The sequence below is a fragment of the Pseudomonas sp. AIG genome, assembly GCF_977020205.1.
Genome location: NZ_CDROCK010000065.1, coordinates 24485 through 35955, shown reverse-complemented (window position 1 = coordinate 35955; position 11471 = coordinate 24485). Strand labels below are relative to the sequence as shown.

Annotated in this window: 14 protein-coding genes; all 14 read right to left on the bottom strand. The window is 61.4% G+C overall.

All coding sequences use genetic code 11. From position 1 onward, the window contains the following. Positions 1–867: 867 nt before the first annotated feature. A complete protein-coding gene (locus tag ACWR1S_RS27535) occupies positions 868–1728 on the bottom strand; it encodes a CsgG/HfaB family protein (protein ID WP_077572085.1) in 861 nt (286 codons plus the stop codon). 29 nt (positions 1729–1757) lie between these two features. Beyond that, positions 1758–2189 (bottom strand): curli assembly protein CsgF, encoded by a 432-nt coding sequence (locus tag ACWR1S_RS27530; RefSeq protein WP_034152593.1) that lies wholly within the window; start codon positions 2187–2189, stop codon positions 1758–1760. Further along, complete coding sequence (gene csgE / locus ACWR1S_RS27525; protein WP_454565706.1) at positions 2186–2578, bottom strand: curli production assembly/transport protein CsgE; 393 nt, start codon at positions 2576–2578, stop codon at positions 2186–2188. Before csgE ends, ACWR1S_RS27530 begins: the two co-directional genes overlap by 4 nt. After that, a complete protein-coding gene (locus ACWR1S_RS27520) occupies positions 2575–3114 on the bottom strand; it encodes a type II secretion system GspH family protein (protein ID WP_212622492.1) in 540 nt (179 codons plus the stop codon). The genes csgE and ACWR1S_RS27520 overlap by 4 nt, the downstream gene beginning before the upstream one ends. Next, positions 3089–3463, bottom strand: coding sequence for a type II secretion system protein (locus ACWR1S_RS27515; protein ID WP_454565705.1), 375 nt, complete (start codon positions 3461–3463; stop codon positions 3089–3091). Before ACWR1S_RS27515 ends, ACWR1S_RS27520 begins: the two co-directional genes overlap by 26 nt. Positions 3464–3468: 5 nt before the next feature. Continuing rightward, positions 3469–3942, bottom strand: a complete 474-nt coding sequence (locus ACWR1S_RS27510) for a type II secretion system protein (protein WP_099758586.1) — start codon at positions 3940–3942, stop codon at positions 3469–3471. Positions 3943–3944: 2 nt separating this feature from the next. Further along, positions 3945–5792, bottom strand: coding sequence for a secretin N-terminal domain-containing protein (locus tag ACWR1S_RS27505; RefSeq protein WP_034152596.1), 1848 nt, complete (start codon positions 5790–5792; stop codon positions 3945–3947). Then, the gene (locus ACWR1S_RS27500; protein ID WP_212622495.1) at positions 5789–6301 is read right to left on the bottom strand and encodes a hypothetical protein; all 513 of its coding nucleotides are present in this window, start codon (positions 6299–6301) and stop codon (positions 5789–5791) included. The genes ACWR1S_RS27505 and ACWR1S_RS27500 overlap by 4 nt, the downstream gene beginning before the upstream one ends. Further along, the gene (locus ACWR1S_RS27495) at positions 6301–6849 is read right to left on the bottom strand and encodes a GspMb/PilO family protein (RefSeq protein WP_454565704.1); all 549 of its coding nucleotides are present in this window, start codon (positions 6847–6849) and stop codon (positions 6301–6303) included. The genes ACWR1S_RS27500 and ACWR1S_RS27495 overlap by 1 nt, the downstream gene beginning before the upstream one ends. Continuing rightward, a complete protein-coding gene (locus ACWR1S_RS27490; protein WP_454565703.1) occupies positions 6836–7381 on the bottom strand; it encodes a PilN domain-containing protein in 546 nt (181 codons plus the stop codon). The genes ACWR1S_RS27495 and ACWR1S_RS27490 overlap by 14 nt, the downstream gene beginning before the upstream one ends. A gap of 1 nt (position 7382) precedes the next feature. Beyond that, positions 7383–8186, bottom strand: coding sequence for a hypothetical protein (locus ACWR1S_RS27485; RefSeq protein WP_454565702.1), 804 nt, complete (start codon positions 8184–8186; stop codon positions 7383–7385). Next, positions 8167–9873, bottom strand: coding sequence for a GspE/PulE family protein (locus tag ACWR1S_RS27480; protein ID WP_454565701.1), 1707 nt, complete (start codon positions 9871–9873; stop codon positions 8167–8169). The genes ACWR1S_RS27485 and ACWR1S_RS27480 overlap by 20 nt, the downstream gene beginning before the upstream one ends. A gap of 81 nt (positions 9874–9954) precedes the next feature. After that, positions 9955–10485, bottom strand: coding sequence for a response regulator (locus tag ACWR1S_RS27475; RefSeq protein WP_034152602.1), 531 nt, complete (start codon positions 10483–10485; stop codon positions 9955–9957). A 219-nt stretch (positions 10486–10704) separates the two neighbouring features. Further along, entirely contained in the window at positions 10705–11466 is a 762-nt protein-coding gene (locus ACWR1S_RS27470) for a peptidylprolyl isomerase (protein ID WP_454565700.1), read from the bottom strand. Positions 11467–11471 lie beyond the last annotated feature (5 nt).

The window sequence follows — 11471 nt, the reverse complement described above, 5'->3', positions numbered from 1 at the left end:
GCCTCGCCCTCGCTGTCGTTGGCTTCTATAAGAATGCCACCGTGGCGCACAGACGGCTCGGCTTGGGCGAGTCCATACAATTACAGTGAATGTGAGCAACCGGCGGGAATTGGTCGGCTCATAGATCGCCATCGCTGGCAAGCCAGCTCCCACAAGGATTTGAGTACATCCGCAATAGCTACTGGTGTCTGAGAGATAGCTATCGCGAGCAGGCTCACTCCTACAATTGAATCGCGTGCTGTCAGCAAGAGATTGGGCGGCTGTCAGGCCGCCTTCGCGAGCAAGCTCAGCTCCTACGAAGATCAAAAGCCAAGCACGCCGTGCTTCTCACCACTCAACAGGATGAGCGTTAGCTCGGCTGCAGCTTTTGATCTTGATCCACGGGCGACGTCGGAAGGCTGAGTGGAGGGATTGATCCGGGCGTGGGAGCGCAGCGACCGTTTGGCGCAGCCAAACACAGCGAGAGGAGGTGCAGCGAAGCAAACCGTAGACGCTGCGCCCGGATCGGTCCCGGAGCGAAGGAACCCCGAGCCCCAGCGAGCGGGCCGCACGCAGGAGCAAGCGTTTTTTTGCTTACTTTTTTTAGGCGTTTGTAAAAAAAGTGAGTCGCCGTCAGGGCGAAACCCTAGGTGGCCGTTGCCGCAGGAATGGATATGTACTCAGCCAGAAAGAACCCCAACGCCTGACAAAAAGCCTTCGCGAGCAAGCTCACTCCCACAATTGGAACTGGGTACATCTGCCAGAGATTGGTCGGCTATAAGGCCGCCATCGCTGGCAAGCCAGCTCCCACAGGTTTTGGGGACATTCTCAATATCATCAGCCCCGCCAACCTCTGCAAGAACCTGGTCGGCCCGAAGGCCGCCACGTTCACTCCGCCTCCGGATCAACCTTGTTCTGAGTCAAATACCGATTCAACACATCATCCTGCCCGGGCGTAGAAGCGTCCCCCGCCACCTGCCACAAATGCCGCTCAATCCCCTGCGCCACCATATGCCCCACCGCCGCCTCAATCGCCGACAGAACACACAACTGCGCCGGCTCATTCGTCGTATACCCCACCTCAGCCTCAAGCAACTTTTTAAACTCGATAAACTTGAAAATCCCCGCGCTACGCGCCACCGAATAAATCGTCTTGCTGGTCATCACATTCGCCAACACCTGCCCACTGCGCACATCCACCGCACGCAAATTCACGGTCACCTGATCCACCCGATACTCACGCTGCAAATCGATCCCCAGATACCGCGCCCCTTCCCCACCGCTACGCACATTGGTGTCATACGCGATGATCCCGCCCTCAAGCATCATGTTCGCCGCCTGCAAGGGCGGCAGCTCACCCTGGATATTCACCGGCGTATTCGGCTTCTTCTGCGACGCGCGAATGATCTTCCGCTCTGTCAACAGGTTCTGCAGCCCTTCCCGCTCCAGCACGACAAACCAGCCACTGGCCTGCATCGCGTCCATCAACATCGACGCCGCACCCTGGGTCACACTGGTGGAAAACGAACTCGCCGGCGTCGGCTTGTACTGCCCGGTCTGGTCACGGAAGCCGTACACCACCGCCATCAACCGGCCCTTGGGCCGCGGCATCTTCAGCAAGTCGTAATAGGTCGAGGCCCTGGGCGTCAGGGTCGGGGTTTCGGTGTCCTGCTCGGCCGACATCGGCTCACGCAGACTGCACCCTTGTAATGTCGCCAACAGCAGCCCTAGCGCGATGATCTTTTTCATGTCCGACTCTCCCCGGAACCGTCAGCCCGTCATGGGTTGAGGCCGTTCACCTGAATTTCCGAAACTTCACCGCTCGCTCGGTCGGTCACCTCAATGGTGAGTGCCCCCGAGTCGTCGACGACGTTGACGATAAAAGCGTCCGTGGACAGGCTCCCCGTGTTGCCGGTGGAGATGTTGTCCAGCAGTTGCCCCAGCAGCCGCGATTGCAATTGACTGGTGAAGCGTTCGAGCGCCGACGTACCGGCCACCGTGGTGCGCTTCTTCAGGTCCGGATCGTCGTAGTCGTTTTGCGCCTGGGCGTTGTTGAGCAGCCAGGTGCCATTCAACGGGTTGCCGCCGAACGACGGGTTGACCGGCGTGTAGACCAGTTCAGTGGCCTGGACAGCAGCGGCGCTGGCGAGCCCGATCAACAACCCCGAGATCCAGAATCCGCTGCGCCGTGAGAACGTTGTGCTGTTCATAGTTCGTCCTTCTCAAGGTCGGTGGTGTCCTGCAACATGGCTTCCAGCTTGCGCCGGACAACCTCCAGTCGAACCCTATCCGCGGCCTCATAGGCCTCGTCCTTCAGTTCCACAGTGTTCGGCGGCAGGAAGCGCCGATAAACCAGGCGTTGCTGATATTCCACGGTCACCAGGCTGCCCCAGCGCGCGTCGGGCCGCTCGCGCACCACCAGGTTGAAATCCATCGGGCTGGTGTCGCGCAGGCGTTCACTGAACGAGTAGTAAAAGTCGTGGCCGATGTGCGAGATCGTGTCGTCGACGATGAAGCCCATCATTTCGTCTTCTTCACCGGCGCTGGCGCAGCACGCCACAGCAGTGAGGATCAGCGCGCACCACCATTGGCGGGTCATGGCTGCAACGCCTGCGGCAGAACCGATTGCCCTTTGGCCGGACCATTGGTGCCCTCAAGAAAGGCTTTTTCGGCGACGAACTGCCAGTCCGAATAACGCTGCATGCCTTCGAAATCCGACCACTGTGTCGGGAAGTCCGCCTGCTTCAACGGCAGCTCGGTCGACGGGCTGTTGAGGCCGGTGATGCGTCCATCGAAACCGCGTTGCACTGCCCATTCACCCTGACCGATAGGGTCCGGATAAAGCTGACGCAAATGATGTTTCGCTTCTGGAAAACGCTGATCGTCGAGCAGGTCGACCAACTCTTTCGGGTACTGCGCCAGTCCCGGCGAACTGCGGTAGTAGCTGCGCAGCGCCTGCGCGTATTGGGTGCCGACCCAGAGCAATTGGCGTTCACGGTCGCGGCGTGAAGCGGTCGACCACAACTCGCCGGCACTGGCCAGGCCCATGCCCATCACCACAATCAGAAACAGCACGCCCAGGTAAGTGAAGCCACCCTGCTGCGCACGGTTACCACTCGGAATACTGGCTGCCATCACGCGCCCTCCCGGTAGCACCGCTTTTGATGTCGGCCACACCACCGGCAACGCCGTCCGGTGGCGCGATCAGCACCCACTGGTCTTTGCGTTCGGTGATCGGGTCCAATGGCGTATTGCGCAGGTAACGTTGTTCGATCAGTTGCTCGATGGAATCCGGGTAGCGGCCGGTGTCGCCGTAGAAGTGATCCAGCGCCTCGCGCATCGCCGACAGGCTCTGGCGCAAGGTGGTTTCCTTCGACGCTTCAAGGCTGTTGAAGTAGCGCGGCAGCGCGATGGTCATCAGCGTGGCGATGATCGCCATCACCACCATCAACTCCAGCAAGGTAAAACCTTTTTCCCGGCGCATGAGGTTCACCACTCGCGGTAGGCGATGCCGTTGAGGCCCTTGCCCCGGGCGTGGGAGTAGACGTCAAAGACGTCCTCGCCATCGCGCGGGTTCTGAGCCGAACTGTCGTAGGCGCGCACGCCCCAACCCCCTTCATCATCACGTTTCGCCGGCACCAGCGGATCACGCGGGATGCGGCGTAAAAAGTAGAACTTGGCACCTTTGGCGCTGCGCACATCGCGTACGCCCTCAACCAGTACTTTCAGGTTCGGCGGGTAGCCGCTGCTGTTCAGCGACTTCTCGATGTAACCGGCATCGAACGCGCGTTTGTAGGCGTCGATGCCATCGCGAATCTGATACAGCGCGTTACGCAATTCCTGCTCCTTGCCACGCCGCACCAGGGTCTCGGTCAGCGGCGCGGCCATGCTCGCCAACAGGCCGATCAGGGCCAGCGTCACCACGACTTCGATCAGGGTAAAACCGCGTTGGGAGGCGTTCATGATCAAGGCTTCTCGACAGTAACGCGGGTGGTGGCCACGGCCGATTCACCGACGGCACGCGGCTGCGCGGCAGGCGACGGCATTACGTAGCTCTGCGAACGATCCGGTGCCTGGATGTGCATGCTGGTTTCGGTACCGGTGGAGAACTCCATGTCCGACGGGCTCTGATACGGCAGGTTGCGCACGATCCGTGGGGTGATCGACAGCACCAGTTCGGATTTGCCGATGGTGTCTTTGTTGCTGCCGAACAAACGGCCGAGTCCGGGAATGTCGCCGAGGCCGGGAATCTTGTTGCCGGTGGCACCGTGGTCGTTGCGCACCAGTCCGGCGAGAATCTGCGTTTCGCCGTCGTGCAGGCGCAGCGAGGTTTGCGCGTTGCGGGTATCGACCTGCACCGGGATCGTGCCTTGGCGGGTCGGTTCCAGCGGCGTGGCGTTACTCACTTCCAGGGCAATCTTGATCGCCACTTCGTTGTTCAGGTGCACAGTGGGCGTCACTTCGAGCTTCAGACCGACATCCAGATAGGTCACGCTTTCAGTGATCACCGGCCCCTGTGTCGACGGCACCGAGGTGGCGCTGATGATCGGTACACGCTGACCAATGTGAATGCGCGCCTGCTCACGGTTGCTGACGCGAATCACCGGACTTGCGAGGGTGTTGATGTCGTTGTCCTGCGCGTTGATCTTGGCTTGCGGCGAAGGGCCGATGGAGATGCGGTCAGAGTTGATGCCCTTGAGCTGGCCCAACAGGGTGACCGGTGAACCATCGGAGTTGACCACGCCGAAGGTGCTCGGCCATTGCAGGCCGAGGTCGAGAATGCGCTGGGTGGCGACTTCCATCACCTCCACTTCAAGCACCACTTCCGGGTTGGACTGGTCTTGCGATTGCAGCAGTTTCTCGGCCATGCGCACGGCGTCTTCGGTGTCGCGCATGGTCAGGGTGTTGAGGCGTTCGTCGACGAACACGTCGCGGGTCTTGAGCATGGTTTTGACCATGTTCAGCGCGGTGTTGGCATCGATGCTGGTCAGGTAGAAGGTGCGCATCACCAGTTCCTGGTAATCCTTCACTTTCTGCGGCGAATCCGGGTAGATCAGCAAGGTGTTTTCGTTCACCACTTTCTGGTGCAACTGGTTCTGTTGCAGCAACAGGGTCACGGCGTCTTCGATGCGCACGTCACGCACGAAAATCGTCGCTTTCATGTCCGGACGCAGGTCTTTGTCGAAGATGAAGTTCAGCCCGGCAACCTGCGACAGCACTTCGAAAATGGTCTTGAGGTTGGCGTCGCGAAATTCCAGGGTCACTGGTCGATCGAGCTTGGTGCGCAGTTGCGGATAGGCAATCACGTTGCGGCTCTGCACCAGGCGAATGTTGCCTTGCAGCTCCAGCGCACCTTCATTGGCCGGGTCCAGTTCGAGGATCTGTTTGACCTGACGATCAGCGCCGTAGATGTCGCCGCGACGCAGGTCGCCACGGGCCAGCTCGAGTTTCTCGTCCATGCTGCGCAGGTATTCCATCTGCTTCAGGGCATCCTGCGCGCGGCGGTTGTTCGGCTCGATGGTCAGCACACGCATGTAGGCGGTGCGCGCCGAGGTAAAATCGCGACGCGCGCGGTCGGTGTCGCCGGCCGTCAGCAACGACGTGATCGCCTTGGCCCGACCGGTGTTGAGCAGCAGGTGCAATTCGGTGTCGCGAGGATTCTCACGCAGGCCTTCTTCGATCCGGGCCAGCCCCGCCTCGTACTGACCCTGTTCAATCAGGTCGGCGGCTTCCTTGTTGGCCACCTGCGCAGTGCTGCACGCGGCCAGCCCGGCACACAGACCGAGGCTCATCAGCAAACGGGAACGGTTCATTGCGTACTCCCCACAGACAAGGTCTGCGACAAATGCAAAGGCAGGTAAACCAGGCTCAATTCCACATCGGAAATGCCGGTGATCTTCCAGGTGTCGTCGATCACATCCCCGTTGCGCACGACGTAGATCTTTTCGCCGTTCTGCAAAAACACTTGCAGGTCGCTGCGGTCGTGCAGCCTGCCGACGAACTGAAACGGCACCGGTGGCAGGCTCGGGGCTTGCACCACTGTGGCCGGGTTGATCGCTTGTTCGGTGACCGTGGCCAGGGTTGGCGCGGCCTTCCAGGATTTCGCCGCGAACAGGTCGCCGGCCGGGCTCAGGTCCCTGATCGGTGCCTCTTTGGCCTTGGCGGTGCTGGCCGGCAGCGCGCCCCGGGTTTTCCCCGGCGTGGCGACGGCTACTGCGTTGGAATCGGCGTCCACGGTTGGCGAGAAATATTCCGGCAACCACGCCAGCGCGGCCGCCACAGCGAAGAACGCTAACCACCCTGTCACGCGCTTGGTATTCATCACGACCTCGACAGGTAAAGGGTCATACGGATCCGGCCATTGAGGTCGGTGTCGCCAATCTTCTTGCGTTGCAGCTCAAGGTCTTCCACCACCACCGCTGGCAACTGACCGAGCAAGGCGTGCACGAAGCGGCGCAGTTGCGGGTAGCTGCCGCGCACTGGCAAGAGGATCTGATAGCGCGCCAGATGGGTTTTCGGATCGACGCCGAGGGCATATTCACCGCGCGCCAGGGTGATGTGCTCCTGCGCTGCGAGGGCGTAGATGCGGTCGATGGCGACGGTGGCTTGCGGCTGCGCCGGCAGTTTGTTGCGGAAGTCGTCGAGCTGACGCTGCGGCACCACCGGTGGCGCGATGCTGCCGTCTTCAACCTTGGCCAGGTACTCGGTGGCTTCCTCAGTCTGCTGGCTCAAGTGCTGCAACGATTGCCAGCCCGGCAGCAAACCACCGAGTGCCCAAGCCACCGCGATCAGCAGCAACGCCAGCCCGGCCAGGCCCGGAATGCCGAGGCCTTGCAGGTATTCGTGGACGATCAGCCTAGGGATTCGCATCGCCTATCTCCCAAGTCGCCGACAGGTTGAATTGCACCGGTTGTTCCGGCGATTTGACGACGATCTCGTGGCTCAACAGCGAGACGTCGGACAGCTCGTCGCTGGCTTCCAGACGTTTGTGAAAATCGAGCATCGCTTGCAGATCCCGCGCTTCGGCGCTGATCCGTACCTGACCTTTGCGCGCATCCGGGGTCAGGCTCAGCAGTGCGACGTCATCACGTGGCATCGCTTCGAGCATGGCGAACAGCCGTTCCCATGGGCGGCGCAGTTGCTGCGAGACCTTGCGCATCTCGGCGAGGTTCGCCGCTTGCTCACGGGTTTGCGCCGGGCTCAGGGTGGACTTGGCACCGCTGTCACCGGTGAGCTGGCGCTGGGTGGTTTGCAGGTGGCCTTGTTGCTGTTCGGTGTGCGCGTCAAGGTGCTGTTGCACGCCGAAGCACAGCAGCGCCAGCAGCACGCCGCCGCCGAGCAAACTCCAACCCAACGGGCCGGAACGCGGCCGTGGCTGAAAATCCAGATTCAGGGCGCGCATCTCAGGCCACCGCCCGGGACATGACGTACAAGCCGTCACGCACGGTCATCGAGTCGTCTTCAAGGGTGCGCAGTTGCACGCCCGCCACGTCCGGATGCGCATCGAGGCGCGCCGGCGCATGCAGATAAACGTTGAAGGCGCGTTCGCTGGTCGAAGCTTGCAGCTGCCGTTCGCGACCGATCAGGGCATTCAACGCGGCATCGCTGTCGCTGCCGCCCACCGAACGCACGCCAGCCCAGCGCCCTTCCCTCGCCAGCAACAACACGCTGCGTTGCGGCTCGGCGACGACGAACAGGAAGTCGCCGGCATCGAGGCTTTTGTCGAAGCGGTTGAACGCCGCCATCAGGTACGGCTGCACCGAGCGCAGGCGCAAACCGCGACCACTGACCAGCGTGCGCAGGCGTTCGAGCAAGTCTTGCGGCAAGGCGCTGGCGATGCGGTCGTAACCGGCCGGCTCGGCGGACAGCACCAGACTCCACGGTTGGGTGGGCGCGCCAAACAAGTCTTCAAAACACAACTGAGCAAAGCCGCGCAGTTCTTCCGGACTACTGATCTGCGCGCTCCACGGCACCAGGCAGAAACGGCTGAAGTGCCCGGAGATGACCACGCTCAGTTCGGCACCGGCGCCGGCGTGCTCACCGAGCAGGCGGTCGAGGGTGTCCAGCGCCACCGCGTAGCTCTGGAAGCCTTCGTCGATGTAACCGACGCTGCCCAGCCACAGGGTGTCGCTGCCGCGCCGCTGACCGAGGCCAACACCGCTGGCGCCGAGCACGGCGACAAAACGCTCACGCGATAAAAGTGACACGATTGATCTCCTCCAGCGTGGTGCGACCTTGTTCCACCAGCTCAAGCGCCGATTCGCGCAACAGGCGCAAACCACGGGCGCAGGCCAGAGCTTTGATTTGTTTGATCGGTTGGCGCTCGACGATCATCTGGCGCAGCTCGTCGTCGAGGTGCAGCAACTCGGCAATCGCCGTGCGCCCGCGATAACCGCTGCCCCGGCAATGGCCGCAGCCCTTGCCGTGGACGAAGTGGTAATGATCGACTTTCTGCGGATCGAGGCCCGAGGCGCGCAGCTCTTCATCGCTCGGATTGACCGGCGCGCTGCAACTGGCGCACACCAGCCGGATCAGGCGCTGGGCGAGAATCGCGTTGAGCGCCGAAACCAGGCTGTAGGGGTCGATTTCCATTTGGGTGAAGCGGCCAATCACGTCGAAGACGTTGTTGGCGTGGATGGTGGTGAACACCAGGTGGCCGGTCAGCGCCGACTGCACGGCGATCTGCGCGGTGTCGGGGTCGCGGATTTCGCCGACCATGATTTTGTCCGGGTCGTGGCGCAGGATCGAGCGCAAGCCACGGGCGAAGGTCAGGCCTTTTTTCTCGTTGACCGGGATTTGCAGGACGCCCGGCAATTGATACTCGACCGGGTCTTCGATGGTGATGATCTTGTCCACGCCGTGGTTGATCTCAGTGATCATCGCGTACAGCGTGGTGGTCTTGCCGCTGCCGGTCGGGCCGGTGACCAGCACCATGCCGTAGGGTTCGGCGGCGAGGCGGCGCAACTGGCGCAGGGTTTCATCTTCAAAGCCCAGCGCCTGCAACTGCACACCGCAGACCTTGTCGGCGAGGTCCTGTTTGTCGAGCACCCGCAGCACCGCGTCTTCGCCGAAAATGCTCGGCATGATCGACACGCGGAAGTCGATCTGGCGGCCACTGATGCCGATCTTGAAGCGGCCGTCCTGTGGCACGCGTTTCTCGCCGATGTCCAGTTCGGCCATGACCTTGACCCGCGAGATCACTTGTTCGGAGAACTCCGCCCCCTGGACTTTGCTGATGTTATTGAGCACGCCGTCGATGCGGTACTTGATCACCAGACCATTGCCGGTGGTGCCGAGGTGGATGTCGCTGGCGTGCATTTTCAGCGCGTCGTAGAGGGTCGAGTTGACCAGTTTCACCACGCTGCTGGCGTCTTCGCTGATGCTGGTCAGCGACAGACTTTGCAGGGTGTCGATTTCGTGGTGAGTGTCGCCCTGGGCGTTCAGCGATTCGACGGCGTGGAAGCTTTCTTCGTGGCGGGCCAGATACGCCTTGAGGTCATCGGCGTGCACCAGATACAGCGGCGCGCCGTGCAGGCAATCGTCGATCCAGGCCAGCCGTGCCGGGTCAAAGGGGTCGGCAAACACGCCGATGACTTCGTCGTTGTGGCGCAGCAGGATGAATTCACGTTTCAGGCATTGTGCGAGGGTGACCCGGTCGAACACCGGCGTCGCGGCAAACAGGCTGTCGGTGTCGAGCATCGGGTAATGCAGGGTAGCGCCGAGGGTGTGAATGAACGGCATCGCTGCCAGTTCGCACAACACGCCGAGGGCTTCAAGCACGCGTTCGCCGGAGGTGGCGGCCCGCGCCCGGGCTTGGGCAAGCTGTTCACTGGAAAAACGCTCTGGGGCGCTTTCGGCCAGCAGCGGTTCGACGACAACGGACAGACGTTCCATGGCTTGCTCTCCAACCGGGGCTTAGAGCCCTGTCGGCGCGGCAAACCTTGGCGGCAAGTGCCGGAACGTCTGTTCGCGCCATTACTCCCCGGTGAGCATTTGATCGTCGTCCGGTGCCATGGCGTGCAACTGTCGTCGCCGATCCGCCAACACCCAACTGCCATCGTACAACTGCAACGGGAAGCTCTCGGTCCTGCTCTGGCGTCGTTCGACAAAACCCTCGGAAGGGCTCGCACCGGGTTTCGCTTCGCGCTTGATCCCAAGAAGGTCGCAGACCGCCCGCGCCAGTTCCGCCAAGGGAAACGGTTTGAACAGGATGTGGCTGACCCCCAGTTGCCGCGCCCGCTCACAGACTTCAGCGGTCGGGTGACCCGTTATCAGCACAAAATGGCACGTCCTGTTCTGGCGGACCGCGTCGAGCACCTCAAAGCCTTCCATATCGGGCAAGCGGTAATCGAACACCAGCACGTCGGGGGCAAAGGTTTCGGCCAAACCGATAGCCGTCGCTCCGTCATGTGCAATCGCGACGTCCAGCCCCTGCGCCGACAGATAATCCTGAAGGTTCTGTGCAAGCAGCTGCTCGTCTTCGACAACCAGTACTTTGTTAACCAAGGTCGACTCCTTGAAACAGCAGGTCCGATGACCCCGCCCTGAGAGTGCGCCTTACCATCGGTAACGCACACTTCATGCCAGGCTGAGTGCCGGTAATTTTATGTCTTCATGTCCTTGAATTTAATGACAATGCCCGCTCGTCCCGGTACCCCGTTCCCCAGAAACGGGGAAGCACCTGAATGGGCATCGAAGCCATTCCCCACTATTGGGGGGGAACCTTCAGTCGTCGTCAATTCGTTCGATCCTGTTCTGCACCCGTAATTGCGCGAGCACTTGGCGACGAGCCTGGGTCTGTTGCTGTCGGGCGAGCTGTGCCCTGACTGTATCCAGCCCCTGCAAATCTGGGACATCGGCGGCCTCCAAGTGGTTCGGCAAATAAATCACATGCCAGCCAAACGGTGAGCGCACCGGATCGCTGGCGAAACTCGCCCCACTGACAATCGAGGCGCGCATTTGCATCAAGCGTAGACGCGCTTGAGCCACTGTGGCTGCATCCGCTTGCGCGGGCACGCGGATCAACAGGTGGCGGGGTTGCAAGGTATTGGCCCGTATCAACTCGGCGAACATCTGCTGCGCCGCCAGTTCGCGGCGGGTGTACTCGGTGAAGGACGCCTCATCGAAACCGGCATCCTGCAAGCGACGGACAAATTTATCCGTGCCGCCGATGGCCAGGCGGGTTTTCTCGATCTGCTGACGCAGCGCTTGCTCGTCGATCTGTCGGCCACGCTTCTGCGATTCCTGCCACAGCAGTTCTTTGTCGATCAGCATTTGCAACGCCGCCTGGCGCAGTTCCTTATAGGCCTTGGGACTGCGAATGCTGGTTACCGCGCGGCCCTGATCTTCCAGGTATTCGGCGAAGAAACGCTCGAAGCGAAACCCGGAGATTTCCTCGCCGTTGACCCGCGCCACGGCCGGTTCGTTGTTGGCCCACGCCTGCGGCAGCCAACAGGTCAGCAGCAAGATCAGCGTTGTGCGTTTCATGATCG

Coding starts and splice junctions, on each gene's coding strand:
- ACWR1S_RS27530 (WP_034152593.1), bottom strand. CDS start 2,189: ATGAACAGCACAACGTTCTCACGGCGCAGCGGATTCTGGATCTCGGGG.
- ACWR1S_RS27535 (WP_077572085.1), bottom strand. CDS start 1,728: ATGAAAAAGATCATCGCGCTAGGGCTGCTGTTGGCGACATTACAAGGG.
- ACWR1S_RS27470 (WP_454565700.1), bottom strand. CDS start 11,466: ATGAAACGCACAACGCTGATCTTGCTGCTGACCTGTTGGCTGCCGCAG.
- ACWR1S_RS27495 (WP_454565704.1), bottom strand. CDS start 6,849: ATGCGAATCCCTAGGCTGATCGTCCACGAATACCTGCAAGGCCTCGGC.
- ACWR1S_RS27515 (WP_454565705.1), bottom strand. CDS start 3,463: ATGCGCCGGGAAAAAGGTTTTACCTTGCTGGAGTTGATGGTGGTGATG.
- ACWR1S_RS27500 (WP_212622495.1), bottom strand. CDS start 6,301: ATGAATACCAAGCGCGTGACAGGGTGGTTAGCGTTCTTCGCTGTGGCG.
- ACWR1S_RS27510 (WP_099758586.1), bottom strand. CDS start 3,942: ATGAACGCCTCCCAACGCGGTTTTACCCTGATCGAAGTCGTGGTGACG.
- ACWR1S_RS27505 (WP_034152596.1), bottom strand. CDS start 5,792: ATGAACCGTTCCCGTTTGCTGATGAGCCTCGGTCTGTGTGCCGGGCTG.
- ACWR1S_RS27480 (WP_454565701.1), bottom strand. CDS start 9,873: ATGGAACGTCTGTCCGTTGTCGTCGAACCGCTGCTGGCCGAAAGCGCC.
- csgE (WP_454565706.1), bottom strand. CDS start 2,578: ATGACCCGCCAATGGTGGTGCGCGCTGATCCTCACTGCTGTGGCGTGC.
- ACWR1S_RS27520 (WP_212622492.1), bottom strand. CDS start 3,114: ATGGCAGCCAGTATTCCGAGTGGTAACCGTGCGCAGCAGGGTGGCTTC.
- ACWR1S_RS27490 (WP_454565703.1), bottom strand. CDS start 7,381: ATGCGCGCCCTGAATCTGGATTTTCAGCCACGGCCGCGTTCCGGCCCG.